Here is a 26837-nt window from a genome sequence, read left to right as displayed (position 1 = left end):
GGGTGGGGGTTACCAGTAGTCGGGCAGGTGGTAGCGGTGGGTGTTGGTGGCGTGCCATTCGTGGTTTCCGGCGACCCAGGCCGCGAGGCCCTCGGTGTAGCGGCCGACGAGGGGTGACAGGGCGGCGACGACTTCGGCCTCCTCCTCGAAGGCGGCCATGACCCGGTTGTGGATCTCGACGGACTCCAGATAGGCGTCCTTGAGACCGCACCGCTCGTTGGCGGCGACGACCACGGGCAGATTCAGATGCGTCGGATCGCTCGCCAGCTCCTTGGTGAACGAGTACAGGTCGTTGACGATCGTGGTGGCGTTGCAGGCCAGCGCCGTCACCCGCTGGATCTCGGGCCGGGCGTACAAGGGCTCGGGCAGCTCGTAGCCGTCGACGGCGTCGACGAGCGAGAGACACGGACGGAAGTTGTTGAACTGCCGCATCGTCAGGTACTCCCACACCCGCGGCATGTACCCGGTCTCCGCCCAGGCGGCCTCCCCGAGATACCCCAGGTGCAGCCGCGCGATGTCGTGCACGAACCGGGAGGTCTGGCTCGGGGTGGCGAAGGCGGCGTAGTCCTTCAGGGCCCAGTGGTAGGAGCGCAGCGGCCCGTCCGCCTGGACGCCGAGCCGCCAGCGCTCCTCATGCTCGGGGTCGCCGTGGTAGGGGTCGAGCGCCGACTGGGCGATGACGAGCCGTCCGCCCAGACCGCGCGCCGAGGCGCCCCGGCCCTCGGAGACCTCGCAATAGCAGCTGTCGACGACGTTCTCCGCGAGCAGCAGCTTCCCGGCCGCCGTGAGGCGCTCCAGGTCGGCGGCGCCCGGATGCTGGAGCACCACGGCCCGGCCGAACTGGAACCCCGCGAAGTCACCCGACCACGCCGTGGGGAACAGATCCAGCTCGCGGGCCCATGCCTCCAGCCGTACATCCACCTCCTTCACCTTCTCGGGGTCCGCCGGAACCGCGGGCCGGTACAGCAGGCCGGGCACGGCTGTGCCGCGCCGGTCCCGGACGGAGCGGGCGAGGTTCGGCGGGCCGGGCGCCCGGAACGCAGTGGAAGTCATGTGGGTATTCCGTTCCGTCCCGTCAGTCGGCCGTCCGGCCGATCTGGACGTTCTCCAGGATTCCGGCGGCGTCCGGCACCAGGATCGCCATGGAGTAGTAGGCGGTGACCAGGTAGCGCAGGATCGCGGCGTCGTCGATGCCCATGAACCGCACGTTCAGGCCCGGCTGGAACTCCTCGGGGATCCCGGTCTGGTACAGCCCGACCACGCCCTGGTCGGCCTCGCCGGTGCGCAGCGCGATGATGCTGGTGGTGTGCTGCGGGCCGATCGGGATCTTGCCGCACGGCAGCAGCGGCACACCCCGCCAGGCGGGCACCTCGTGTCCGTCGAGGTTCGCCGTGCCGGGTACGAGTCCGCGCCGGTTGCACTGGCGGAAGAAGGCGGCGATGGCCTTGGGGTGGGCCAGGAACAGCTTGGTCTTGCGGCGCATGGAGAGCAGCTCGTCCATGTCGTCGGGGGTCGGCGGCCCGGCGAAGGTGCTGATGCGCTGGTCGTAGGCGGTGCTGTGAAGCAGGCCGAACTCACGGTTGTTGACCAGCTCCCACTCCTGGCGCTCGCGGATCTCCTCGACCGTGAGCCTGAGCTGCTGCTGGGTCTGGTCCATCGGGTCGTTGTAGAGGTCGGCGACGCGGGTGTGCACCCGCAGCACGGTCTGGGTGAGGGACAACTCGTACTCGCGCGGGGCGAGGTCGTAGTCGACGAAGCCGCCGGACAGCGTCTGCTCGCCGACATGGCCGGCCTGCATCGGCACATCGGCCTCGCCCTTGCGGTTCATGGGCTTGCTCTGCCGCTGAGCGAAGGCCTCCAGCTGGGCGGCGAGCGAGGGCGCGCGGTCCACGTAGTCCATGAGCGAGTCCCAGGGCAGCACCAGGACCACGCCCGCGGTCTCGGCGCGTACCGAGCTGAGCCAGAGCGGGTCGGCGCGGCCGACGGCCTCGTCGCCCATGCCCTCGCCGCCGGTGACGACCCCGATGACCTCCTCCTCGCCGTACTTGCCGGCCGTGTATCGGGTGAAGCGGCCGTGCACGACGAGATAGGCCTCGGTGACCGGCTGCCCGGCCTCGAAGAGGACCTGCCCGGCCCGTACCTCACGGACCCGGAACCGGGAGGCGACCTGCTGGAGCACCTCGGTGTCGGAGTAGCCGCGCAGCACCGGGAGTTCGGTGAGCGTCTGGGGGATGACCCTCACGTCGTCGGCGCCGTTCTGCTCGAACTGCACCCGGCCGCGGCCGATCCGCAGCTGGAGCCGCCGGTTGACGCGGTAGGTGCCGCCCCGGACATCGACCCAGGGGAGCATCTTGAGCAGCCATCGTGAAGTGATGGCCTGCATCTGGGGTTCGGACTTGGTGGTCGTGGTGAGCTGGCGTGCCGCTCGCGTGCTGAGGCTGGTGAACGAGGGAGCGGGGGCGGAGTCGTCGACGGCGGGATCGGCGGCGCTTTCGGGTGCGGACACAGTCCCTCCCTGGAGGGTGTTTCAGGGGTGAGCGGTGTGGTCGGCGGGTGGCGGCAACCGCGTGGCGCGGGGTGGACAGCGGGCGCTGTCTGTACACAAGGCAAACAGCGGCGGGTGATCGCCGGGAACCGCGTGAAGGGGGCGGTTTCACGCGCCGGATGTGCCAAACATCCGGTTGCGGCGGATGGGGCACGATGGTGTGATCGCGCGCCGGTCGATGTCGCCCGAACTGGCGGCGCGCGAGGGGCGCGCGGGATGGGCGCGGGGAGCTTCGCGCGCGGTCAGGTCACGTCGTTCACCAGTACGGCCGCTCCGTCGAACCGGCCTGCCTTGAGATCGCGCAGCGCCTGGTCGGCCCGGGACAGCGGATAGGTGTGCGTGGTCGCGCGGACCCCGTAGCGGGCGGCGAGGGCGAGGAACTCCCGCGCGTCCGCACGGGTGTTGGCGGTGACGCTGCGCAACTCCCGCTCGTAGAACAGCTCCCGCTCGTAGCGCAGCGCCGGGATGTCGGTGAGGTGGATCCCGGCGACCGCGAGCACTCCGCCCCGGTCCAGCGCCCGCAGGGCCACCGGGACCAGCTCCCCGGCGGGCGCGAACAGGACGGCGCTGTCCAGCGGCTCCGGCAGCGGCTCGTGCGTCTCGCCCGCGGACGCCGCCCCCAGCTCCAGCGCGAGGCGCCGGGCCGCCGCGCCCCGGGTGCGCACATGCACGCGGGCGCCCTCCGCCAGGGCCACCTGGGCACACAGATGGGCGCTGCCCCCGAACCCGTACAGACCGAGCCGCCCGCCCGGCGGCAGCGCGGCCCGGCGCAGCGCCCGGTAGCCGATGATCCCGGCGCACAGCAGCGGCGCGAGCGCCACGTCGGCCAGGTCGCCGGGCAGCGGGTGGGCGAAGGCGGCCGGCACGGTCGTGTACTCGGCGTAGCCGCCGTCCGCGTCCCAGCCCGTGTACCGCGAACCGGGGCACAGGTTCTCCGCGCCGCGCAGACAGTGGCCGCAGGTGCCGTCCGTCCACCGCAGCCAGGCCACCCCCACCCGGTCGCCGAGCGCGAACCCGCTCGCCCCGGCGCCCAGCCCCGCCACCACCCCGACGACCTCGTGCCCGGGAGTCACCCCACGCCGGTGCACCGGCAGATCACCCTCCGTGACATGGAGGTCGGTGCGGCACACCCCGCAGGCCCGCACCCGCACCAGCAATTCACCGTCCCCGGGCACCGGCACGGGCCTGTCCACGAACCGCAGCGCCCCGCCCTCCACCGGCCCGGGGGCCGCCACCGACCACGTGCGCATCGTCCTGTCCGCCATCGCGCTCCCCGTCCCGCCGTACACCCTTCCTCCCAGTCTGGGACGGACTGAGTCGTTCGGCGCGCGGTTGGCCCGGGGGATGGCTAGCGTGTGGAACCGGACCCACCACCGATTCGGAGAGGCCGCAGTCATGGCCGTACAGCCAGAGGGAACCCCCTGTTGGGCCGATGCGATGTTCAGCGACGTCGAGGGAGCCAAGAGCTTCTACGGCGACGTCCTGGGCTGGACCTTCGGCGAGTCGTCGTCGGAGTACGGCAACTACACCCAGGCGTACGCGGACGGCAAGGCGGTCGCCGCCGTCGTCCCGCCCATGCCCGGGCAGGAGGGCCAGTCCCAGTGGTGCCTCTACTTCGCCTCCCCGGACGCCGCCGCCACCGCGGGCCGGATCCGGGACAACGGCGGCGAGGTGCTGATGGAGCCGATGCAGGTCGGCGACTTCGGCACCATGTGCCTGGGCCGCGATCCGAGCGGCGTCGTCTTCGGGGTGTGGCAGGCGGGCGAGCACGAGGGCTTCGAGGCCCCGCCCGAGCAGCCCGGCGCGTTCTGCTGGGCCGAGGTCTTCACCCGTGAGCCGGAGAAGTCCGACACCTTCTTCCCCGCCGTGTTCCCGCGGTACACGGCGCAGCAGATGGAGGACGACGGAGTCGACTTCCGGATCTTCAACATCACCGACGCCCCCGTCCTCGGCCGGATGAAGATGACCGAGGAGTTCCCGCCCGAGGTACAGGCGTACATCAACGTCTACTTCTCGGTCCCCGACTGCGACGAGGCCGTGTCGAAGGCGACCAAGCTCGGCGGTGTGCTGCGGTTCGGGCCGATGGACTCGCCGTTCGGCCGGTTCGCGGCACTCAGCGACCCGCAGGGCGCGAACTTCTCGGTGATCGACGTCACCTCCACCCAGGGCGAGATGCCCAAGCTCACCGACGTCTGACCGGCACCCCTTCGGCCCATGGCATGATCGGCGCATGCGTGAACGAGTAGTGGCCGCGTGCGACGGGGCTTCGAAGGGAAACCCCGGACCCGCGGGCTGGGCCTGGGTGGTGGCCGACGAGAGCGAGACCCCGGCCCGCTGGGAGGCCGGGCCGCTCGGCAAGGCCACCAACAACGTGGCGGAACTGACCGCTCTGGAGCGCCTGTTGGCGGCGACCGACCCCGGCGTACCGCTGGAGGTCCGGATGGACTCCCAGTACGCCATGAAGGCGGTCACCACCTGGCTGCCCGGCTGGAAGCGCAACGGCTGGAAGACCTCGGCCGGCAAGCCGGTCGCCAACCAGGAGCTCGTCGTACGCATCGACGAGCTCCTGGCCGGCCGCTCCGTGGAGTTCCGCTACGTGCCCGCCCACCAGGTGGACGGCGACAAGCTCAACGACTTCGCCGACCGCGCCGCCAGTCAGGCGGCCACCGTGCAGGAGCCCGCGGGCAGCGGCCTCGGCTCGCCCGAGCCGCCCGCTGCTGCGGACACCCCCGCCAAGGCGCCGCGCCGCCGCCCCACGGCCGCGAAGAAGAGCGGCGGCTCCTCCGCGCGCACCATCAAGGCGAAGTTCCCCGGCCGCTGCCTGTGCGGCCGCTCCTACGCGGCGGGTGAGTCCATCGCCAAGAACGCGCAGGGCTGGGGCCACCCGGAGTGCCGTTCCGCGGAGGCCTGAGCCGGATCAGGCCGCGTCGAACGTGTAGTGCGGGGTGTGGTCCAGCAGGTCGGCGGGCCGCACGTTGTTCCACGGCTTCATGGTGTCGTTGAGGTCGACCACGTTCGGCGTGCCCGCGGCCGGAAGGTAGGCGGAGCGGGGGTGCCGGCGCTGCCAGTCCGCCCACAGCTTGTCGATGTAGGCGTGGTGCAGCCAGAACACCGGGTCGTTGGGGGAGACCCCGGTCGCCATCTGCCCGCCGACCCACACATGCACCCGGTTGTGCAGATTGACCCCGCGCCAGCCCTCCAGATGGTTGCGGAACCCGTCCGAGCCGCTGTTCCAGGGCGCCATGTCGTACGTCTCCATGGCCAGCACCGAGTCCACCTCGGCCGGGGTGGGCAGCTGCCGCCCGCCGGAGCCGAGGGCCCGGCGCAGGTAATCACGGCCGTCCACCCGGACGTTGATGGTCCAGTTGCCGGTCGAGGCGGCGAACGGCCCGTCCATCACCCGGCCGTCCAGGCTGCGCCCGGTGCCGCCGAGGAAGTCCGGCGCCCACAGCGAGGCGCGCGCGGTGCGGTCGGTGCTCCAGTCCCAGTAGGGCAGCGCGACCGAGGCGTCCACCTGCTGGAGGGCGCCCTCGAAGTCGAGCAGGAATCTGCGGTGCCAGGGCAGGAAGGACGGCGAACGGTGGCCCGTGCGCTCGCCGTTGTCCGTGTCGGCGACGATGAAGGCGTTGTGCGTGGTGACGAACTCGTCGTAGCGGCCGCTGCGCTTGAGCTCCAGGACGGCGGCGACCAAGCGGCGCTTCTCGTCGGCGGTCAGGGACGCCTGGTTCTTGCGGACGGTCATGTGCGGTTGCTCCCGGAAGGTGCGTGAGGGGCGGGTCAGTTGGCGGGGAAGGGAAGGAGCGCGGCGCCCTGGAGCTCGTCGACCGCGGCCCGCGCGGCGGCGCGCGGGGTGGCCACCGGGTCGTAGTGGCTGACGACGCTGATCCAGCTGCCGTCGGCGTTGCGCATCACGTGCAGCTCCACCCCGTCGACGAACACGCCGTAGCCGCCGCCGTGGTCGTGGTGGCCGCCGCCGGAGGCGGCCCTGCCCTGTATCCGGCGGCCCTTGTAGACCTCCTCGAAGGGCGCGGGGGAGGAGCCCGGGTGGTGCCCGGCGGCCCGGGCGGCGGGGGCGGCGAGTGTGGCGGCTCCGGAGGCGGCGGCGAGGGCGGCCGCGGCGGTGAGCGCGCGGCGACGGCTGAGTTCCGGCATACGGATCTCCCGGTTCGGTTGGGCTGTTGACTCCGCATGCCTATCGGGCGGGACGAGACCAGGAGAAATCCGGCCGGAGCGGTTGGCTCTGATCCGGACAATTACCTACATGTCATGCAAGGTTGAACCAGGATGATCTTGCTGCGTGCATATGCCGAGATCCACCGGAACGGGCAATTCCTTCTCCCTGGAGTCCTGATTCGGGTGGTCTTTCACTCGGGGGTGCGCTGAGGGTGGCCTGGGTCACGCCCCGAAAGTGACGCGATCCGGAAGCCGGATCCCCGCCGTCCGCACTGCTACCCTCCGTCTCGAAATGATCGCTTTGAGTGATTCCGAGGGGTGCGCGTGAAGGTCGTCTGTGTGGGAGGCGGGCCCGCCGGCCTGTATCTCTCGATCCTGTTGAAGCTGCAGGACCCGTCCCACGACATCACCGTCCACGAACGCAACCCGGAGGGCTCGACCTACGGCTGGGGCGTCACCTACTGGCGCGGACTGCTCGACCGGCTGCAGGAACACGACCCCGTGTCCGCGCAGGCCGTCGCCGACCACTCGGTCAACTGGAACGAAGGCGTGGCCCGGGTCCGCGACCTGACCACCCGGCACGGCGGCGACGAGGGCTTCGGCATCGGCCGCCACCGCCTCCTGGAACTTCTCGCCGCCCGCGCCCGCGCCCTCGGCGTACACCTGGAGTACGAGAGCGAGATCGACGCCGCCGGCCCGCCCGCCGGAGCCGACCTCGTCGTCGCCGCCGACGGAGTGCACAGCGCCCTGCGCACCCGCCACGCCGGGCACTTCGGCACCGAGCTCAGCCCCGGCCGCAACCACTACATCTGGCTCGGCACCCCCAAGGTCTTCGACGCCTTCACCTTCGCCTTCGTCGAGACCGACCACGGCTGGATCTGGGCCTACGGCTACGGCTTCGGCCCCGACCGCAGCACCGTCGTCATCGAATGCGCCCCCGAGACCTTCACCGGCCTCGGCCTGGACCGCGCCGACGAGGCCGACGGACTCGCCCTGCTGGAGAAGCTGTTCGCCGACACCCTCGACGGCCACGCCCTGATCGGCCGGGCACCGGCCGACGGCAGCTCCTCCTGGCTGAACTTCCGCACGCTGACCAACCGGACCTGGTACCGCGACAACCTGGTCCTGCTCGGCGACGCCGCCCACACCACGCACTACTCCATCGGCGCCGGCACCACCCTCGCCCTGGAGGACGCCATCGCGCTGGCCGGCGCCCTGCGCGAGCACCCCCAACTGCCCCGGGCCCTCGCCCAGTACGAAGGCGAACGCAAGCAGGCCCTGCTCCCGCTCCAGAGCGCGGCCCGCTACAGCGCCCAGTGGTACGAGAACCTGCCCCGCTACATCCATCTCCCGCCCGAGCAGATGTTCGCCCTGCTCGGCCAGCGCCACTCGCCGCTGCTGCCCTACGTACCGCCCCAGCTCTACTACCGCCTCGACCGGGCGGCGGGCCGACTGGAGGCGCTGCGCCGGTTCAAGCGCTGGCTCGGCCCGAGGCTCGCGCGCACCGTGCAGGCCCGGACCCTGTCCTCCGGTCGGCAGCCCGAAGAAGTGCCTGAGCGGCGCGGATGACAGACTGACGCCCATGGACGAGCGCACATTCAGCAGGTCGCAACAGCACGCATCAGTGGTCGGTCTCGGCACCTGGCAACTGGGCGCAGACTGGGGAGACGTCGACGACAAGGACGCCCTCAAGGTGCTGGAGACGGCGGCCGAGACGGGCGTGACCTTCTTCGACACCGCGGACGTCTACGGCGACGGCCGCAGCGAGCAGACCATCGCCTCCTTCCTGAGCGGCCGGCCCGATCTGCACGTCCTGGTCGCCACCAAGATGGGCCGCCGGGTCGACCAGATCCCGGAGAACTACGTCCTGGACAACTTCCGCGCCTGGAACGACCGTTCCCGCCGCAACCTCGGCGTCGACCGCATCGACCTGGTGCAGCTGCACTGCCCGCCCACGCCGGTCTACTCCAGAGACGAGGTGTTCGACGCCCTGGACACCCTCGTCGCCGAGGAGCGCGTCGCCGCCTACGGCGTGAGCGTGGAGACCTGCGCCGAGGCGCTCACCGCGATCGTCCGGCCGGGCGTGGCGAGCGTGCAGATCATCCTGAACCCCTTCCGGATGAAGCCGCTGCTGGAGGTGCTGCCCGCCGCGCGGGAGGCGGGCGTCGGCATCATCGCCCGGGTCCCGCTGGCCTCCGGACTGCTGTCCGGCAAGTACACCAAGGACACCGTCTTCCCGGCGAACGACCACCGCACCTACAACCGGCACGGCGAGGCCTTCGACCAGGGCGAGACCTTCTCCGGCGTCGACTACACGACCGGCGTCGAGGCCGCCGCCGAGTTCTCCGCCCTCGCCCCCGAGGGCTTCACCCCGGCCCAGCTCGCCCTGCGCTGGATCATCCAGCAACCCGGCGTGACCAGCGTGATCCCCGGCGCCCGCTCGCCCGAGCAGGCCCGCGCCAACGCCACCGCCGCCACCCTCCCGGAGCTGTCCGAGCAGACCCTGGGGGCGATCCGGGACCTGTACGAGCGGCGGATCAAGGAACAGGTCGAAACCCGCTGGTAGCCGTTTGAACGATCAACGCCGGGGTCACCCGGACGGCATGGCGCAGGCAACGCAGAGAAGCTCGGGCCGTGACGAGACCGAGGAAGAGCGCGCCGACCGGATGTGGTCGGAGCTCATCCAAGAGGTCCGGGTGACCCAGATGGGCGTGCAGATCCTGTTCGGCTTCCTGCTCACCGTCGTCTTCACCCCGAAGTACGACGACCTCGGCAGCACCGAGAAGAACATCTACATCGTGACCGTGATCCTGGGCGCCGCCGCCACCGGCGCCCTGATCGGACCCGTCTCCCTGCACCGCCTGGTGTCCGGCAGGCGCATCAAACCGCGCGCCGTCCAATGGGCGTCCCGGCTGACCCTCGTCGGCCTGTTGTTGCTGCTGGCCACCATGACGGCCTCGCTGCTGCTGATCCTGCGGGTCGCCATGGACGACGGCCCGGTGCCCTGGCTGGTCACCGGGGTCGTGGCGTGGTACCTGCTCTGCTGGTTCCTGCTGCCCGCGTGGGCCCGGCGCCGCTACACCTCGCGGGACTGACCGCCCCGCAGCGCGGCGATGCACGAGGCGATGGCCTGCTGGAGGTCCTCCAGCTGCTGCACCATGTCGTCCTCGGCGAATTCCTGCACATCGTCGAAGGTGAGCTCCTCGAAGACCTTCGTCGCCCGCTGGAGGCTGCTGTAGAACTTCGTCCGCCGCTCCTGGACGCGGAGTTCGGGGTCGGCCTCCACGGTCTCGACGACGAGGTTCTTCAGGGTGTCGTAGGCCTCGGTGGCCCACTCGCCGGTGTCCTCGTCGTCCTCCAGCTCCTCGATCAGCGACAGATGCCGCTCGGCCTCCTGACGCAGGTCGGCGGGCGCGTCGATGGTCTGTCCGGCGGGCGTCCTGACCTGGCCGGACTCGGCGATCTGACGGACGTAGCCGATCCGGTCGGCGGCCCGGCTCTCGCTGGCGACGGCCTTCTTCAGATCGTCGGTGCGTACCACGTCCCGGGCCAGCTCGGCCTGGAGCCCGGGGTCCTCCTTGATCCGGTCGAGCAGCGCGCTGCGGGCCGCGCGGGCGGTGGAGGGGTCGGCGAGGATCGCGGCGCGCAGCGCGGTGGGGTTCTCCGCGACCTCCAGCGCCTTCGTCGGCCGGATGCCCTCGGCCTCGGCGGCCTCGGCGATGGCGGTGCCGCGCTCGGAGGTGGCGCTGTTGCGGGACACGTAGTAGCTCAGCCACACGTCGGCGTCCGGCAGCTCCACCTCGGCGCCCGGCTGGAGCGCCTCGAACTGCGGGACCAGACCGTCGTCGGCGGCCCGGTCCCAGGCCTTGTAGTAGCGCATGACGCGCTCCGGGGAGCAGCCGGCCAGCTCGGCGAACTCCTTCGCGGACACCTTCGGCGTCTCGTCGGCGCCCTGGCCTCCGGGCCGCACGCTGCGGGCCACCATCAGGCCGAAGGCCCAGCCGCCGGTGCGGGCGTACACACCGAACTCACGCGCGTCCCGCGCGACGAGGTCGGACAGCGGAGCGGGGGACGTCTCGGACGGGGCGAACGCTAGGGTCACGGATGACTCTCCTGAGGCTGGGAACCGCACATGGGCAGACCGGCAGCCTATATGCGCCTGCATGCGATGGTTTGACGGCCCGGGGTGTGTCATCCGAAGGCGGCCCAGTCATCACGGGACGGTTTGCCGGACTGGGTAGGGATGCCGTCATGACGACTCGCGCGCTGCCTTCCAGCACCCCCGCCTCCCAGGGCGTCGACGCGTCCGGAGTGCAGTCCTTCCTCGACGCCGTGGAGGCCGACCCCGACATCGAGCCGCACAGCCTGATGATCCTGCGGCACGGCAGGCTGGTGGCGTCCGGCTGGTGGGCGCCGTACACCGCCGGGCGGCCGCAGTTGCTGTACTCCCTCAGTAAGAGCTTCACCTCCGCCGCGCTGGGGCTCGCGGTCGCCGAGGGGCTGGTGCGGCTCGACGATCCGGTGCTCTCCTGCTTCCCGGAGTTCGACGCCGACATCACCGACCCGCGCAGCCGCGCGATGCTCGTACGGCACGTGGCGTCGATGGCGAGCGGCCACGAGACCGACACCCTGGACCGGGCCCATGCGCTGGACCCCGACGATCTGGTGCGCGGGTTCCTGCTGCTGCCGCCCGAGCGCGACCCGGGCACGGTGTTCGCTTACAACCAGCCCGCCACCTTCACGCTCTCCGCGATCGTCCAGCGCGTCTCCGGCCAGTTCCTCACCGACTATCTGCGCCCCCGGCTGCTCGACCCGCTCGGCATCGGCGAGGTGGCGTGGCAGCGGGACCGGACGGGCCGGGAGCTGGGCTTCAGCGGGCTGCACGCCAGCACGGACGCCGTCGCCCGGCTGGGGCAGCTCCATCTGAACGGTGGGCTGTGGGAGGGACGGCGGGTGCTCCCGGAGTCCTGGGTGGCCGAGGCCACCCGCTGCCACACGGCGAACGCCGGCGGACCGATGAGCGGCGCGGACTGGCGGCAGGGCTACGGCCTTCAGTTCTGGATGTCCCGGCACGGCTACCGCGGGGACGGCGCGTACGGGCAGTACTGCCTGGTGCTGCCCGAGCAGGACGCGGTGATCGCCATGACCTCGGCGACCGTGGGGATGCAGAAGCTGCTGGACCTGATCTGGACACACCTGCTGCCCGCCTGCGGTCCGGCCCCGCTGACGAGCCGCGAGCGGGCGGACGCGGCCCTCGCCGAGCGGCTGGCGGGGCTCGCGCTGCCCCCGGCGGTCGGCAAGGCCGCACCCGAGGGGTGGGCGACCGTCTCCTTCGGCTCCGACGGGATCTCCGCGGAGGTCAGCGCGGATCCGGAAGGCCCGGTGCTGGCCCTCTTCGAGGACGGCCAGCGGCTCGAACTGCGGCTCGACCCGGGCCGCTGGAGCATCGCCGAGGAACCGGTCCCCACCGCGGTCAGCGGCGGCTGGACCGACGCCGACACGGTGGAGGCGGAGGTGCTCTTCCTGGAGACGCCCCACCGTCTCGCGGTGACCTGCTCATTGTCGGAGCACACCTGTACGGCACGCTGGCGCACCGAGCCCCTGCGCCCGCGGCCGCTGCGCGCGATGGGTGCGCCCCGGCGGTCAGTCTGACGGTTCCCGGAAGGTGCGCAGGGCGGTGGCCAGGGCCTCGCGGTTGGCGGCGTCGTTCCAGTCGGCCGCGGGCGCCGTCCAGCGCAGCGAGTAGCCCCGGTTGTCGCCGATGAGGAAACCCCGGCCGAGCGTGCGCACCCGGGTGCCGTCGGCGTTCATGAGCCACTCCATCTCGGCGGCCTCCTGGCCGCGGTAGGTCGTCGGCCGGATCTCGCCGATCCGCTTGTAGCCGCCGTCCTGCTTCAGACCGGGCTCCACCTCGCGCCACACATCGACCGGGTCGGGCCCCACCCGCTCGCTGTAGGTGACGGTCAGCGTCCGCGCGTCTCCGTCGGCGCCGAGTACGACGCGGTACGCCAGGTCCGAGACCCGGTCGGTGCTCAACGGCCGCCAGCCTTCCGGGAGCGAGACGGAGTAGCCCTCGGGTGCCGCGTAGCGGCGGTAGGGGGACTCGGTCGGGGTGGGGTCGACCGGGTCCGATGGACTGGGGGCGGAGGAGGCGGTGGCCGACGGGGCCGGTCGGGGCGGTGTGCCCGCGGTGGGGGAGTCGGAGCCGCCCGGCCACTGGTCGGTCACCGCGAGCACGGCGACCGCGACGGTGACGACGGCCAGCGCCGTCCCGGCGACCATGGTCCGTTTGCTCCAGCTCGAACAGTTCGCGTACCTGCCGCGCAGCCGGGGGCTCGGCATCGCCGCCGCGGTCTCCTCGTCGAGGACGCGCAGGAGGGCCTCGCGGACCACCGGCCGGGGCAGCCGTTCCACGGGGTCCTTGCGCAGCAGCCCCTGCACGGCCTGGGTGAGCGGACCGGCGCGCACCGGGGTGCGCAGCGGCAGCCGGTCCACCCCCTTGAGCGTGGCCTCCGGGCGTCCCCGGTCCCGGAACGGCGGGCGTCCCTCCACCATCGTGTAGAGCAGGGCGCCGAGCGCCCACAGGTCGGTGGCGGGGCCGATCCGCTCGTCGCGGGCCTGCTCCGGAGAGGCGTAGGCAGGGGCGGCCAGCCGGGGCGCCAGAGTGGCGCCGGCCAGCCCGAAGCCGGAGACCACGACCGGCCCCTGGTCCCGCACGAACACCTGGGAGGGGCTGAGTTCGCCGTGTGTGATGCCCTGCCCGTGCGCCGCCTCCAGCACATCGAGCACCTCCAGGCCGATGCGCGCCGCCCGCACGTAGTTCAACGTGCCCTGCTGGGAGAGGAGTTCGCCCAGCGGCTGCCCGTCGATCCACCGGTTCACCAGCCACAGCGTGCCCGAGTCCGCGACGGCGTCGACGACTTCGGCGACCCGCCCGGCCATCACCAGCGACATCCGCTCCGAGGTGCGCAGCACCCGCGCGGTGACCCGGCGGGCCTCCTCCCCGCCCGCGTCGTCCGGCAGCCCGATCTGGGTGACCAGACAGGGCCGCTGCGCCTGGCCGTCCTCGGCGTACCAGCAGACGCGATTGGTCTCCTGGTGGACCACCTCGACGAGCCGGTATCTGCCGGCGACCAACACGGGTGTGGAGACGTGCGCCTTGACCATGGTCATCCCTCGCTGAACCCCTGGCTCTCACCTTTCCCACAGGTACGGCGGGTGTGACGGGGTGTGTTCAAGGATTCGCCGAGCGAGATACGCCGATTCCCGTTTGTTCATCCGATGAGTCGAACGCCCGTCTCAGAGTTCTCTGCGCACCAGGAAGTCCACCAGCGCCCGCAACTCCCCACCCGCCCCTGCCTGAAGAGGTACGGCGGCCAGGGCGGCCTCGGCGACGGCGATCCGGCGCCGTGCCTCGCGCAGGGCCGCCGCCCGGCCGCCCGCCCGCTCGATCAGCGCGGCCGCGGTGTCCGGCCGCTCGCCCGATTCCAGCAGCCCCGCCACCTGCCGGGCCACCGGTGTGTCCAGCGCGACCAGCACCGGGAGGGTCTTCTTGCGGGTGCGCAGATCGCTGTGCACGGGCTTGCCGGTGACGGCGGGATCGCCCCAGATGCCGAGCACGTCGTCGACGATCTGGAACGCGATCCCGAGATCCCGCCCGGCCCGGTCCAGCGCGGCGACCGTCGCGGGCGGCGCCCCGCCGAGCGCGGCGCCCAACGCGGCGGCACAGCCCAGCAACGCGCCCGTCTTGTGCTCGGCCATCGTCCGGTACTCCTCGGGCCGCACCCGCTCGGGCCCTGTCCAGGGCCGGGTCGCGAACAGCAGATCGTCCGCCTGCCCGCGCACCAGATCGGCGAGCGCCGCCGACAGCAGCCGTACGGCGCCGCCCGCGCCCGCCGGGGCCTCGGCGAGCGTCTCGACGGCCAGCGCGAACAGGGCATCGCCCGCGAGCACGGCCGGGCCGGTGCCGTAGGCCCGCCAGACCGTGGGGCGGCCGCGGCGGGACACGTCGCCGTCCATGATGTCGTCGTGCAACAGGGAGAAGGCGTGCACGAGTTCCACGGCGACGGCGGCGGTCGGCCCGGCGTGGGCGGGGCCGCCGACCGCCTCGGCGCCGAGCACGGCCAGCGCCTGCCGTACGCCCTTGCCGCCGGAGGCGGTGGCCGGGGTCCCGCCCACCTCGCACCAGCCGAAGGTGTACGCGGCCATCTCTCCCACCCAGGGATGCAGCCGCGCCACGGCCCGTTCCAGCTCCGGGCGGACCAACTCCCGGCAGCGGTCCAGTACTCGGACGGCGCTCGGCGGCGCGGTCGAGGGTGCCGCCGTCACCGTACGACCTCCGTGCCGAGCTCCTGCTGTGCGCGGGCCACCATCTCCCGGGCGTGCCGCAGGCCGATGCGGTCCAGGGTGCGGGCCAGCTCCGCCAGTTCGGCCGCCGTCTCGGCGCGGTCCCGGCCCAGCCGGGCCCGGGACTTGGCCAGCCCCAGCCGGGACAGCGCCTCGCCGCGCGGCTCGCTCATGGCGCGGAACTCGGCGAGCGCCTGTTCGTACAGGTCCCGGGCCTCGGCATAACGCCCCGCGCGGTACAGGACGTTGCCGCGCATCTTGTGGTTGTAGGCGAGCGCGCTGGAGAGCTTCATCGCCCGGCAGGTCGTCTCCGCCTCGGACAGCAGCTCCAGGGCGCGCTCGGTGTCCCCGTCGCGCACCGAGACGATGTCGGCGAGCCCGCGCAGCGCCCAGGCGTGCCCGCGCCGGTCCTCGGCGCGCGCGGCGATCTCGGCCGCCTCCTCGAACAGCGCGAACGCGGTGTCGTAGGAGCCGGTGTTGCGGTGGATCTGCGCGATGCCCTCCAGCGCCCACACCGTGTGCCGCGCCTCGCCGCGCCGCCGGGCCTCGGCCAGCAGCTGCTCGTGCAGCCGGGCCACCGCCGCGTAGTCGCCCTGGATGCGGCCGGTCTCGGCGAGTCCGGCGAGCGAGTAGCCGCGGACGACGACGTCCCCGCCGCGCTCACCGAGGTCGGCGGCGAGCTGGAGGAGGCGCCGGGCGAGCGGGAACTCACCGCGCTGCCGGGCCAGGGTGCCGCCGCTCCACAGCGCCCACGCCATCGCCGCGGTGTCCCCGGCCGCGCGGGCGGCGCGGTAGCTCGCCTTCCACGCCCGGTCCGCCTCCCCGACCTGCCCGAGCCGCCGGTGCGCCTCGGCGACGGCGAGCCCGGAGCGCGCCGCCTCACCGTGGTGTCCGGTCCGCTCCGCGGCCCGCAACTCCTCGGTGCCGGCGGCCAGGACGTCGGTGAGCGAGGAGTTCACGGACAGGGTGGTCAGGGCGCCCTGGTATTCCGGGGCGAATGCCTTGCCGTACATGGATGCCTTTCGGTCCGTATACACCACATCTATACATAGCGCGTATACATGGTGTGTATAGAGCATCGGAAACCAGCCCTGGCCCCCCGTGGGACCAGGGCGGTGTCATCTGTTGTCGATCAAGACGTGGACGGAGCCGACAGGGTTGCCCGTGAGGCGCAGATCACCTCACGGACCGTCAGTGCTGCTGAGCCTTCTGCGGGGTCGCCTCGCTCGGCCGTACGACGACATAGCCCTCGCCGCTCAGCATCAGCTGGACGGCCTCACCCGAGCCGCCGCGCAGCATCGAGCCGATGGACTGCGAGCGGTGCAGCGAGGTCCCCAGGCCCGCGCTCCAGCCGACCACCGCGTCGGTGTCGACGTAGACCGGATACTGCGCGGACACCGGGATCACCAGCGGACTGCCCTCGCAGACCAGCCCCAGCCGGCCCTGCCCGGTGAACACACTGTTGAACAGCCCGCCGCCGGTGATGCCCGCCCCCTTCACGGTCGCTATCCGGTACGAGAGCGTGGCGTCGAAGCACAGCACGTTGCGGCCGTTGACGGTGAACTCGTCGCCGGGGTCGAGCTCGACGACGAAGCAGTTCTGCGCCTCGTGCGCGAACCATGCCTCGCCCTGGCCGCGCACCGCCATCAGCGGCAGCCCCTCCCCGGTGACCGCGCGCTTGAGCAGGCCGCCCACGCCCTGGCCCTTGCGCTCGAACTGGAGACTGCCGCGATAGGCGATCATCGCGCCCTGACGCGCCAGCATCTCGCCGCTCACCGCGTATCTGATGCACTTGGCGTTCTCGACCGTCATGCCCGGCGCGGTAGCGGGCTGGACCATGTGCTCACTGGAAAACAGATCACCCTTCATAACGGCATCGTGTCGCGGACGATGTCCTTCCGCCTAGATCGCGTCGGACGGTCCGTCAGGCGCCGAACAGCTGGGTCCAGTACGTGCCGGCCGGGCCGCCGCCCGCGAAGCCGATGCCGATGTGGGTGAAGTCGCGCTTGAGGATGTTGGCGCGGTGGCCGGGGCTGTTCATCCAGCCCTCCACGACCTCGGCGGGGGAGCGCTGGCCGCAGGCTATGTTCTCGCCGATCGAGCGGTGCCGGGAGCCGGCCGCCGCCGCCCGGTCCCAGGGCTGCGTGCCCTCGGGCGAGGTGTGGGAGTAGAAGGCCCGCGCGACCATGTCCGCGCTGTGCGCCTGCGCCGCGGTGGTCAGCACCGGGTCCACGGACAGGGGGCGCAGACCGGCCCGGACGCGCTCGCGGTTGGTGAGGTCGACGACGTCCCCGGCGGTCCGGGCCAGGTCCCCGGCCGTCAGGGGGCGGGCCCACAGCGCCGTCCAGTACAGGTCGCCGGAGCGGGCCGCGGGAGCGTACGCCAGTCCGGCGTGGGTGAACACCGGGTCGTGCAGGGTGCGCCGGGCCCGGTCGGTGCGCAGGCAGTAGTCGATGAACTCGGCGGGGGTCCGCGGGCCGGAGACCAGGTGCTCCCCGATGGTGAGATACGCGAATCCGGCGGCCGTGACGCGCTGGTGGACGGAGACGCCGTCCCGGCCCTCCGCGCCCAGACGCCCGGCCGCGGCCATGGCGCCGGCGTGTTCCCGGGCGGCGGAGCAGAGGCGGGCGTCCAGGGTGACTGGTGGCGAACCGGCCCTCGCGCGAGCGGAGTTCACCAGGTCCGCGAAGCCGTCGGGGTCGGCCGGGGGCGGGAGCGGGGCTTGGGCCGGGGCCGTGGTGGGCGCGTCGTCGGTGACGTCCACCCCGAAGTCCCGGGCGAGCCCCGCCAGCCCCTCGGCGTACCCCTGGCCCAGCGCCCGGAGTTTCCAGCCGCCGCCCCGCCGGTACAGCTCCGCGAGCAGCAGCACCCTCTCCTGCCGTGGACGGGGCGGCGCGAACCGGGCGAGGGTGCGGCCGCCCGGGCCGGTGACAAGGAGCGTCGGGGCGGGCAGGGTGCCCAGGGCGGTGCCGGGGTCGGCGGGACTGACGACGACGGTCACGCGGGTGGCGCCCGTGCGCAGCCGCGCCGGATCCACGGTCAGCGTGTCGCCGTGGAGGCGGGCGCCGGGGACGGCCGGCTGGTTGTAGAAGACGAAGTCCGCGTCGCCGCGGACCTTGCCGCCGTCGTCCGTGATCAGTGCGGACACATCGAAGGGGCCGGGGACCCGGACGGCCACGGCGCCGCCCGGGAGGGGCAGATTGCCCCCGGGGACCAACTCGCTCATCGGGCCGTCCTGGTGTCGTCGTACGCGTTCCGGTGGCAGGTGTCCGGACAACGCGCGCCGCGCCGACAGGGTTCCCGGCCCGCGACCTCAGCGCATGGCCGGGCCGGGACCGGCGGCTTCGGGGCGCTCGCCGGCCGAGGAGCCGCGCGGTGCTTTGCCGGGCTGGGTCTGCTTGCCGCAGAACGCCGACTCCAGTGTCCCGAGCATCGTGGTGTGCACGGCGCCGTTGTTGGAGGTGTTGACGAATGCCGCCAGGCTGCGGCCGCCGTCCTTGGAGGCGAACGCGTAGGTGTAGAAGCCCTGTACGGCCCCTGTGTGCCCGTACACCGAGACCCCGCACGGCAGGTCCCGGCGCCGCAGCCCGAGCCCGTACGCCTGCCCCGGCCCCGCGGGCACCCACTTGCGCATCTGGGCCAGTTGCGCGGGCGAGGTCAGCCTGCCGCCGAGCAGCGCCGACAGGAAGGTGTTCAGGTCCCGTGCCGTGGAGATCACCGCGCCCGCGCTCTGCGCCCAGGACGCCGTCTGCTCGGTGGCGTCGACCAGCGGCCCTGAGGTGTCCGGGGTGAGATAGCCGCGCGCGTACCGCCCCGGGATCTTCTTGTCCGGGTGGACGTAGAAGGTGTCACCGAGCTCCAGCGGGCCGAAGATGCGGTTCTGGTACTCGATGCCCACGGGGTTGCCGGTCAGCTTCTCGATGAGCATCCCGGCGACGACGAAGTTGGTGTTGGAGTAGCGGTACGGGCCGCCCGGCGCGGTGGTACGCGGCTTGCGCAGGGAGCGGTCCACCAGCTGGCGGTAGGTGAAGACCTTCGAGCGGACCGCCTCGAACCCGGGAACGGTCCTGGCGAACATGTCGTTGGTGTAGTCGTACAGGCCGCTGCGGTGGCTGAGCACATGGCGCACGGTGATCCGGTCGTCCGGCAGCAGCCCCGGCAGATAGCGGTTGACCGAGGCACCGAGCTTCAGCTTCCCCTCGTCAACCAGCTGCAGCAGGACGACGGCGGAGAAGGTCTTGGTGACGCTGCCGATGCGGAACCGGTCGGTGGTGGCCAGCGCCCGCCGGGTGGTGCGGTCGGCGATGCCCGCGGCCGTCCTGGCGACGTTGCCGTGGTCGTCGACCCGTGCGACCGCGCCCGGCGCGCCCTGCCTCATCGCCGTGCTCAGGACCCCGCGCAACCCGGCGAGATCGGGCTCGGGTTCGAGCGGTGCCGCGTGGGCCGGGACCGCCAGGAGCGAGAGGAGGACCGCGGTCCCCAACGCCGTTGACCTGCCCACCGTTGCCGAGTCCATCCGGGTCCTCTCTCCCTGCTGACACACCGTCACGGTGACGCACGGTAGTGCCAGAGAGAGAAAGAAAGATGGTCATTCAGGACATATGGGGGCGTGGGTCGCCCGCATGGGGGACGCCCATGACAGTCGGCCGACGGTCAGCCGGAGGCGCTGTGCTCCGGTGCGATCAGCCCCTCGCGATAGGCCACGGCCACCGCCTCGCCACGGCTCGCGGCGCCCAGCTTGGCGAGGATGTTGGAGACATGGACGCTCGCCGTCTTGCCGCTGATGAAGAGCTCCTCGCCGATCTGGCGGTTGCTGCGGCCCTGGGCCAGCAGACGCAGTACGTCCTGCTCCCGGGCGGTCAGCGGCGAGGTGCGGTCCGCGGCGGACCCGCTGTCCGCGAGGCGGCCGCGCCGGATCAGGGCGTCCACCCGCTCCAGCAGGGGCCGCGCGCCGAGCCGAACCGCCGTCTCCCGTACCGCGGCCGCCTCCACCGCAGCCTCCTCGCGCCGCTCGGCCGTCAACAGGGCCTCGGCGAACCGGAGTCGGCAGCGCGCCAGCTCGTAGGGGTCGCCGTAGTCGAAGGCGGCCACCGCCTTGCCCCAGGCCGCCGCGTCGGGACCGGACGTGGCCCGCAGCCATTCGGCCTCGGCGCGCGCCAGCCAGGCCATGCCCTCCGGCCCCTGCGGCGACTGCTCGCCCCCGCGCACCGCCGAGTCCCGCGCCGACTCCACGAGTTCCGTCGCCATGTCCGCCCAGTGCCGGGCCCCGGCCCCGTCCCCGCCCAGCCGCAGCTCGGCGGCCCGGTCGGCCACGGCGGACAGCGCCAGCGCGGCGAGCCGCACCGTCACATCGGGGCGCGTCCCCGCCTCGTCGGTGAGGACCGCGACCGTGGACCGCATCCGCTCCACCGCCGCCTCCGGATCGCCCGCCAGCGCGGCGGCGTCGGTCCGCACGATGCCCGCGACCAGCGTGCCCATCCAGTCGAAGGGCCCCTCCAGCAGCACCCGTGACCTGTCGGCGGCTGCCAGGTCGCCGCGCGCGACCGCCACGTACCAGGCGGGCCCCGAGGTGAAGGCGCCCGAGGCCGGAAGCACCTCCGCGTCGGCCGTGGCGGCCCGCACGCACTCGTCCCAGCGGCCCAGTGTGTACAGCAGCACCAGCCGGAGATAGCGCATCTCCAGCGGATACGCCGAGGACAGCAGCCCGGCGCGGCGGGCGCGGTCCAGGCCCTCGGTCAGCCAGGGCAGGGACTCCTCCAGCTCGCCCGCCTCGAAGTGGCCCATGGCGAGGCTGAACAGGGCGCGCAGCTCCACCGGCGCGTTGCCCGAACTCCGCGCCAGCTCCCGGGCCTCGCGCAGCCGGGCCCGGTTCTCCGGGCTGCGTCGGCCGGTGCCTTCGAGAACCGCCAGCGAGATGAGCAGATCCGCTCTGGCGTCCGTGATCGCCAACTGTTCCGCGACCTTGAGGGCCCGGCGCGCCATCTTCAACGCGGTGCCCTTCTCCCCGACCTGACGTGCCGCCAGGACATGGGTGGCCGCCGCCCACACCCACGTCGGCGTCGGCGGCTCGGCGGGGATGAGCGCGAGCGCCTCGTTGCTGTGGGCGTACGCCGCGCTCAGGTTGTCGACGGTGATCAGATTGCCCGCGAGGGTGTAGCGGACCCGGGCGGCGAGTTCCGAGTCCGCCTCCTGGTCGACGCCCGCGAGCGCGGACCGGGTCAGCGCGACCGCGCGGTGCGCCGCACCGGCGTGTGCCGCGGCCGAGGAGGCGCGCAGGGTGAGGGCCACGCGGTCGCCGTGCTCGCCCGAGGGCCGCGCGGACGGATCCACCGACGACCACAGATCGAGCGCGGCCTCCAGATGCCGTAGCTCCTCGGCCGGTGCGCCGACCCGGCCGGCGTGGTCGGCGGCCTCCAGGGAGGCGGTGAGCGCCTCGGCCAGGTCATGGCTCTCGCGGTAGTGGTGGGCGCGCTCGGCGGCGGTCTCGGCGCGCCGCGGCCGGGCGGCGAGCAGCCGGGCGAACGCGCCGTGCAGCCGGGCCCGTTCGCCCGGCAGCAGATCGGCGTAGACCGCCTCGCGGGCCAGGGCGTGCCGGAAGGCGTAGGTGTTGCCCTCCCCGGGTACCAGCAGTTGCCGTCCGAGGGCCTCGCGCAGCGCCGACTCCAGCTCCTCCTCGGGCAGCCCCACGGTCTCCCGCAACAGATCGTGCTCCACCCGGCGCCCGGCGACCGCGGCGGTACGCAGCACCTGCTGAGCCGTGTCGGACAGTTGCTCGAAGCGGATCAGCAGGACGTCGGCCAGACCGCTCGGCACCCCGCCGGCCTCGGTGTCGGTGGCCGCGAGGAGTTCCTCGGCGTAGAAGGCGTTGCCCTCGGCGCGCTCGACGATCCGGCGGACCGTGGTGTCCGGCAGCGGCCGCTCCTCCAGCGCCCGCACCAGCCGGGTCACCTCGGAGTCGGCGAGCGGCCGCAGCTCCAGGCGCTCCACCGAGGGCAGCCGGACCAGCTCGGCCAGCAGTGGGCGCAAGGGGTGCCGGCGGTGCAGATCGTCCGCCCGATACGAGGCCACCACGGCGACTCCGCCCGCCGGGCGCTGGAGCACTCCCCGGCTGAGCAGGAACCGCAGCAGATCCCGGGAGGACTGGTCGGCCCAGTGCAGATCCTCCAGGACCAGCAGCAGCGGGGCCACGTCCGCGAGGTCGGCCAGCAGCCCGGCCATCCCCTCGAACAGCTGGAGCCGTGAGTCCCGCGCCGCGTCCGTACCGCCGCCCAGCATCCGGTCGACCACCGGATGAGCCGCCAGCACCTCGGCGAACCGTGCATCACCGGCCAGCACCCCGAGCACCTCGGTGAACGGAAGATACGGCAGCCCGACATCGCCCAGATCGACACAGTGCCCGGTCAGCACGGTCATCCCGTCCCGGGCGGCCCGAGCAGCCACCTCGTCCAGCACCCGGGTCTTACCGACCCCCGCGTCCCCGGCGACAAGCACAGCCCGGGCTTCCCCGGCGCGGGCCCGCGACAGCACACCGAGCAGCCGGTCGAGTTCTTGATCCCGGCCGATGAGCGGAGCGGAGAATATGTTCTGCGTCACCGCTCAATCCTAGGCACGCTGGTCCCGCCTCTGAGAGGCGCGGCTCAGGCGCCTCGCAATACCTGAGCCCAGTCATCAGGCACCCGCCCCGCGGGTCCTGGCGAAGGCTGATCCACCGGATGGCTGTCCGGCGCGGTCAACTCCGGCCCCGACTCGTACAGGTCAGAGCTGCTGTAGTCCCAGAACCACCCCTCACCCGGCTCAAAACTCTGCACGATGGGATGCCCCGTGGCCTTGAAGTGCGCGGTGGCGTGCTGCGCGGGCGACGAGTCACAGCACCCGACATGCCCGCACTGCGCGCACCGCCGCAGATGGAACCACCACCCCCCGGCCTCGTCGCACTCCACGCACCCCGTGCCGCTCGGCGGGACGCTGGGATCGATGCCGTCGGTCATGCGGTCTCCTCAGTGTTCTCGTTCCCCGCGGGGCTCTCGTTCTCCGCGGCGGTGAGCGGCAGCAGCACCTGGAATCGCGTGTCGCCCGGCTCGGACTCGACCTGGAGCGAGCCGTGGTGCTTGTTGACCACGATCCGCCAGGAGATGTCCAGGCCGAGCCCGGTGCCCTCGCCCACCGGCTTGGTGGTGAAGAAGGGATCGAAGATCCGGCCGCGGATGTCCGCCGGGATTCCCACGCCGGTGTCGCCGAACTCCACCAGCAGCCGGTCGTGGTCCCGTGCCGTCCGCACGGTCAACGTCCCTTCGCCGCCCGCGCCCTTGATGGCGGAGACCGCGTTGTCGATGAGGTTCGTCCACACCTGGTTGAGCTCCGCCGGGTACGCGGGGATCTCCGGGAGAGTGCGGTCGTACTCCTTGACGACCTTGATCGGGCCGATCTTCCCGGAGAGCATCAGCAGGGTGCTGTCGAGGAGTTCATGGACGTCGACGCTGCGATAGGGGGCGCGGTCGAGCTGCGAGTACTGCTTGGCGGCGTCGACCAGGTGCGAGATCCGGGTGGTGGAGTCCTCGATCTCGCTCATCAACAGCTCGGTCTCGACCGTGTAGTTGAGCCAGCCGATCGCCCCCGCGAGGACGTCCGCCTCGACGGCCGCGGCGACCTGCTCCAGCCAGTCAACGTCGAGACCGGCCTGGACGAAGGTCGGGGCGAGCCGCCAGCCGTCCGGGATGTCGTGGTCGTCGAGCCAGTCGGTGAGCGCGTCCTCGCGGTCGGACGCCTCCAGTGGGCTCAACGCGGGTGCCTTGCCGACGAGTTCGGCGGTGCGCTCCTGGATCTCGATGAGACCGGCCAGGCTCTCCCGCGGATAGGGGCCGGAGGCGATCATGGCGAGCTTGTGTCGCATCTTCGCCACCCGCTCGCGCAGGGTCGAGGTGGCGCGTACGGCCGCCGCCGCGGGGTTGTTCAGCTCATGCGTGAGCCCGGCGGACAACGAGCCGAGCGCCAGCAGGCGTTCGCGCTGGCCGATGACCCGCTGGGTGTTCTTCGAGCCGAAGAAGAGCCCCTCCAGCAGATGCACCGCCATCGGGAACCATTCCTGCATGATGGCCGCGAAGGTGTCGGAGGGCAGCACGAAGAACCGTGTCGGCTCGGTGACCCGCATGGAGTTGTTGTAGGCCTGCCGAGCCCGGTCCCCGAGATAGGCCTGCATCGCCCCCGAGTACACCCCGCGCTGGGAGCTGCGGATGACCTCGACGTCGTCCCCGCCGACCCGGCGGGACAGCACCACGGTGCCCTCGACCATGACGTAGAAGCAGGTCGCCGGATCGCCCTCGGCATAGACCGGGCCCGGCTCGAACCGCTCCACCCGGCCCTCGGCGCACAGTCTGCCGAGCTGCTCGGGGGTGAGCTTCTCGAACAGGAACAGCGAGCTGATCTCCGCCGGGCTGCACGGCATGGGCTGTCCGCTCACGACTGCTCCAGATAACGGTGGACGAGCATCACGGCCATCGCTCCCTCTCCGACCGCGGAGGCGACGCGCTTGGCGGACTCGGCGCGCGCGTCACCGGCCACGAACACGCCGGGCACATTGGTCTCCAGGTGGTACGGCGGCCGGTCCAGCTCCCAGTCCGCCGGGGGCCGTCCGTCGGGGGTGAGGTCGGGTCCGGTGAGGATGAAGCCGTTGCCGTCGCGCAGCACGGTGTCGGCCAGCCAGTCGGTCAGCGGGGCCGCGCCGATGAACACGAACAGCCACTGGGCGTCGACGAGTTCGCTCTCGCCGGTCTCCGTGTCCCGCAGGCTGAGCTGTTCGAGGTGGCCGTCGCCATGGGCGGCCTCGACGACCGTGCGCGGACGGACGGAGATGTTGGGCGCCTCGTTGATCTGCTGGATCAGGTAGTGCGACATCGACGCCGACAGATCGGCCCCGCGCACCAGCAGCGTCACCGACTTGGCGCCCTTGGACAGGTACATCGCCGCCTGGCCGGCGGAGTTGGCGCCGCCGACGATGTACACGTCGTGCCCCTGGCAGGAGGGCGCCTCGGTCAGCGCCGAGCCGTAGAAGACCCCGCAGCTGGTCAGTTCGGCGCAGCCGGGCGCCTGGAGCTGGCGGTAGGAGACGCCGGTCGCCAGGATCACGCTGTGCGCGGCGATCGCCGAGCCGTCGGAGAACCGCACGACGCGCGCGGCGCCGCTGACCTCCAGGCCCGTGACCTCGCGCGCGGTGAGGACCTCGGCGCCGAACTTGGCGGCCTGCCGGCGCGCCCGGTCGGTGAGCTGGGCGCCGGAGACACCGTCGGGGAAGCCCAGGTAGTTCTCGATGCGCGAGCTCTGCCCGGCCTGTCCGCCGGTCGCGGACCGCTCCACCAGCACCGTCCGCAGCCCCTCGGACGCCCCGTACACCGCGGCCCCGAGGCCCGCCGGACCGCCGCCGATCACCACGAGGTCGTAGAAGTCGGCGGTCGGTGTGGTCGCGAGGCCCACATGCGAGGCGAGCTCCGGCACGTCCGGCTCGACCAGCGGCGTCCCCTCCGGTGTGATCACCAGCGGCAGCCGCTGCCCGTCCTGCCCGGCCGCGGCGAGCAGCCGCCGCCCCTCCGGCTCGTCCGCCGAGTACCAGCGGTAGGGCACCTGGTTGCGGGCCAGGAACTCCCGTACGTCCGAGGAGCGGGCCGACCAGCGGTGTCCGACGACCTTGGTGGCGGGCACCGGCCGGAAGTCACTGCACCGCCAGGCCTCCAGCAGATCGTCCAGGACCGGATAGAGCTTCTCCTCCGGCGGATCCCACGGCTTGAGCAGATAGTGGTCGAGGTCGACGACGTTGATGGCGTCGATGGCCGCGCCGGTGTCGGCGTACGCGGTGAGCAGGATCCGCCGGGCGCCGGGATGGATGTCCATGGCCTGTTCGAGGAACTCGATGCCGTTCATCTGCGGCATCCGGTAGTCGGCGAGGATCACGGCCACCAGTTCGCCGCGCAGCTTCAGCTCCCGCAGCGCCTCCAGCGCGGACTCGCCGGACTCCGCGCGCACGATCCGGTACGACTCGCCGTAGCGCCGCCGAAGATCACGGGCGACGGCGCGGGAGACCCCCGGGTCGTCGTCCACGGTCAGGATGACGGTCCGCGCTGATTCGGCGGCCTGTGCCATACGTCTCCCACCCCGAGTGGTCCGTTGCTCCGGCACGGAGACGACCGCCGCCGTGCCGACAGGTGCCATCGTATGTTCGATCGTGTCACTTCGCTCAGGTATGCCGGAGGCGGCCCAGGCCGCGGCTGTCACAGACCCGCACACTGTCCGGCCCTTCTGGCGTGCGCGACCGCGCACGGCGAGAACGGCTGACGGCGACAGTGATGAAGATCGTGGAAGACATCCGCGGCCGCGGCGAGTGAGTCCCCGGTGACCTCGTCCGGGTCAGCGGCGGCGCGAGGACAGCACGCAGAACTCGTTGCCCTCGGGGTCCATGAGCACCGTCCACGACTGCTCGCCCTGGCCGACGTCGGCGTGCCGGGCGCCGAGCGCCAGCAGGCGGTCGACCTCGGCCTGGTGGTCGTCGGGACGGAAGTCGGGGTGGAGCCGGTTCTTGACCGTCTTTCCCTCCGGCACCGGGACGAAGAGCAGTCCCGGCAGCCGGTCCGGAGCGGGCCGGATCTCGTACTCGTCGGGCGAGTCGTTCACGACCACCCAGCCGAGGGCGGCCGCCCACCAACTCCCCAGGGCCACCGGATCGGCCGCGTCGACGTTGATCTGCTCCCACTCCAAGGTCATGAATGCAGCGTAGTGAAGACTGGGG

Annotated in this window: 23 protein-coding genes; 6 read left to right on the top strand and 17 right to left on the bottom strand. The window is 72.3% G+C overall.

The window, feature by feature from the left end; all coding sequences use genetic code 11:
• Positions 1-9 precede the first annotated feature (9 nt).
• The 3 genes from STRCI_RS02095 to STRCI_RS02085 all read right to left on the bottom strand — a co-directional run bounded on the left by STRCI_RS02095 (position 10) and on the right by STRCI_RS02085 (position 3795).
• Positions 10-1053, bottom strand: a complete 1044-nt coding sequence (locus tag STRCI_RS02095) for a family 2 encapsulin nanocompartment cargo protein terpene cyclase (protein ID WP_269657060.1) — start codon at positions 1051-1053, stop codon at positions 10-12.
• 22 nt (positions 1054-1075) lie between these two features.
• Positions 1076-2506 carry a family 2B encapsulin nanocompartment shell protein gene (locus STRCI_RS02090; RefSeq protein WP_269657059.1) on the bottom strand — a complete coding sequence of 477 codons (1431 nt, stop codon included), beginning with the start codon at positions 2504-2506 and terminating at the stop codon, positions 1076-1078.
• Between the two features lie 281 nt (positions 2507-2787).
• Positions 2788-3795, bottom strand: coding sequence for a zinc-binding alcohol dehydrogenase family protein (locus tag STRCI_RS02085; RefSeq protein ID WP_269664471.1), 1008 nt, complete (start codon positions 3793-3795; stop codon positions 2788-2790).
• A gap of 145 nt (positions 3796-3940) precedes the next feature.
• Between STRCI_RS02085 and STRCI_RS02080 the strand changes: the two genes are divergently transcribed.
• Both STRCI_RS02080 and STRCI_RS02075 read left to right on the top strand, forming a co-directional pair.
• Positions 3941-4741, top strand: coding sequence for a VOC family protein (locus STRCI_RS02080; RefSeq protein WP_269657058.1), 801 nt, complete (start codon positions 3941-3943; stop codon positions 4739-4741).
• 34 nt (positions 4742-4775) lie between these two features.
• Positions 4776-5456, top strand: coding sequence for a ribonuclease H family protein (locus tag STRCI_RS02075; protein ID WP_269657057.1), 681 nt, complete (start codon positions 4776-4778; stop codon positions 5454-5456).
• A gap of 6 nt (positions 5457-5462) precedes the next feature.
• Here STRCI_RS02075 and melC2 read toward each other — a convergent pair whose 3' ends face one another.
• Both melC2 and melC1 read right to left on the bottom strand, forming a co-directional pair.
• On the bottom strand, positions 5463-6287 hold the full coding sequence (gene melC2, locus STRCI_RS02070; RefSeq protein WP_269657056.1) for a tyrosinase MelC2: 825 nt from the start codon (positions 6285-6287) through the stop codon (positions 5463-5465).
• Positions 6288-6322: 35 nt separating this feature from the next.
• Positions 6323-6697: an apotyrosinase chaperone MelC1 gene (melC1, locus tag STRCI_RS02065; protein ID WP_269657055.1), complete on the bottom strand. Its 375-nt coding sequence runs from the start codon at positions 6695-6697 to the stop codon at positions 6323-6325.
• Between the two features lie 345 nt (positions 6698-7042).
• Here melC1 and STRCI_RS02060 point away from each other — a divergent pair, with 345 nt between their 5' ends.
• Genes STRCI_RS02060 through STRCI_RS02050 form a run of 3 tightly spaced genes read left to right on the top strand, consistent with a single transcriptional unit; the run spans position 7043 to position 9813 of the window.
• Entirely contained in the window at positions 7043-8287 is a 1245-nt protein-coding gene (locus STRCI_RS02060; RefSeq protein ID WP_269657054.1) for an FAD-dependent monooxygenase, read from the top strand.
• Between the two features lie 13 nt (positions 8288-8300).
• Positions 8301-9284: an aldo/keto reductase gene (locus tag STRCI_RS02055; protein ID WP_269657053.1), complete on the top strand. Its 984-nt coding sequence runs from the start codon at positions 8301-8303 to the stop codon at positions 9282-9284.
• Positions 9285-9321: 37 nt separating this feature from the next.
• Complete coding sequence (locus tag STRCI_RS02050) at positions 9322-9813, top strand: DUF6328 family protein (protein ID WP_269657052.1); 492 nt, start codon at positions 9322-9324, stop codon at positions 9811-9813.
• On the opposite strand, the gene STRCI_RS02045 is transcribed toward STRCI_RS02050, so the two are convergent.
• Complete coding sequence (locus STRCI_RS02045; RefSeq protein WP_269657051.1) at positions 9795-10820, bottom strand: hypothetical protein; 1026 nt, start codon at positions 10818-10820, stop codon at positions 9795-9797. The genes STRCI_RS02050 and STRCI_RS02045 overlap by 19 nt on opposite strands.
• Positions 10821-10969: 149 nt before the next feature.
• Between STRCI_RS02045 and STRCI_RS02040 the strand changes: the two genes are divergently transcribed.
• Positions 10970-12370, top strand: coding sequence for a serine hydrolase domain-containing protein (locus tag STRCI_RS02040; RefSeq protein WP_269657050.1), 1401 nt, complete (start codon positions 10970-10972; stop codon positions 12368-12370).
• On the opposite strand, the gene STRCI_RS02035 is transcribed toward STRCI_RS02040, so the two are convergent.
• The 11 genes from STRCI_RS02035 to STRCI_RS01985 form a co-directional block, all read right to left on the bottom strand.
• Positions 12362-13885, bottom strand: coding sequence for a serine/threonine protein kinase (locus STRCI_RS02035; protein WP_269664470.1), 1524 nt, complete (start codon positions 13883-13885; stop codon positions 12362-12364). The two genes, STRCI_RS02040 and STRCI_RS02035, sit on opposite strands and share 9 nt — an antisense overlap.
• Before the next feature lie 132 nt (positions 13886-14017).
• Positions 14018-15046 carry a polyprenyl synthetase family protein gene (locus STRCI_RS02030; RefSeq protein ID WP_269657049.1) on the bottom strand — a complete coding sequence of 343 codons (1029 nt, stop codon included), beginning with the start codon at positions 15044-15046 and terminating at the stop codon, positions 14018-14020.
• On the bottom strand, positions 15043-16077 hold the full coding sequence (locus tag STRCI_RS02025; RefSeq protein ID WP_269657048.1) for a tetratricopeptide repeat protein: 1035 nt from the start codon (positions 16075-16077) through the stop codon (positions 15043-15045). Before STRCI_RS02025 ends, STRCI_RS02030 begins: the two co-directional genes overlap by 4 nt.
• Positions 16078-16255: 178 nt before the next feature.
• Entirely contained in the window at positions 16256-16933 is a 678-nt protein-coding gene (locus STRCI_RS02020; protein ID WP_269657047.1) for an AIM24 family protein, read from the bottom strand.
• A 55-nt stretch (positions 16934-16988) separates the two neighbouring features.
• Complete coding sequence (locus STRCI_RS02015; RefSeq protein ID WP_269657046.1) at positions 16989-18290, bottom strand: CAP domain-containing protein; 1302 nt, start codon at positions 18288-18290, stop codon at positions 16989-16991.
• 87 nt (positions 18291-18377) lie between these two features.
• Positions 18378-19580, bottom strand: coding sequence for a serine hydrolase domain-containing protein (locus tag STRCI_RS02010; protein WP_269657045.1), 1203 nt, complete (start codon positions 19578-19580; stop codon positions 18378-18380).
• A 137-nt stretch (positions 19581-19717) separates the two neighbouring features.
• Complete coding sequence (locus STRCI_RS02005; protein ID WP_269657044.1) at positions 19718-22657, bottom strand: helix-turn-helix transcriptional regulator; 2940 nt, start codon at positions 22655-22657, stop codon at positions 19718-19720.
• Positions 22658-22701: 44 nt separating this feature from the next.
• The gene (locus STRCI_RS02000; RefSeq protein ID WP_269657043.1) at positions 22702-23052 is read right to left on the bottom strand and encodes a UBP-type zinc finger domain-containing protein; all 351 of its coding nucleotides are present in this window, start codon (positions 23050-23052) and stop codon (positions 22702-22704) included.
• Entirely contained in the window at positions 23049-24521 is a 1473-nt protein-coding gene (locus STRCI_RS01995; RefSeq protein ID WP_269657042.1) for an ATP-binding protein, read from the bottom strand. Before STRCI_RS01995 ends, STRCI_RS02000 begins: the two co-directional genes overlap by 4 nt.
• Positions 24518-26194 carry an NAD(P)/FAD-dependent oxidoreductase gene (locus STRCI_RS01990; protein WP_269657041.1) on the bottom strand — a complete coding sequence of 559 codons (1677 nt, stop codon included), beginning with the start codon at positions 26192-26194 and terminating at the stop codon, positions 24518-24520. The genes STRCI_RS01995 and STRCI_RS01990 overlap by 4 nt, the downstream gene beginning before the upstream one ends.
• Before the next feature lie 264 nt (positions 26195-26458).
• Positions 26459-26812 (bottom strand): VOC family protein, encoded by a 354-nt coding sequence (locus STRCI_RS01985; protein ID WP_269657040.1) that lies wholly within the window; start codon positions 26810-26812, stop codon positions 26459-26461.
• Positions 26813-26837: the final 25 nt, after the last annotated feature.

Origin of the sequence: Streptomyces cinnabarinus (genome assembly GCF_027270315.1) — a bacterium.
In the GTDB taxonomy this organism is placed as follows: Bacteria; Actinomycetota; Actinomycetes; order Streptomycetales; family Streptomycetaceae; genus Streptomyces; species Streptomyces cinnabarinus.
This window is presented reverse-complemented; position numbering and strand designations above follow the sequence as displayed.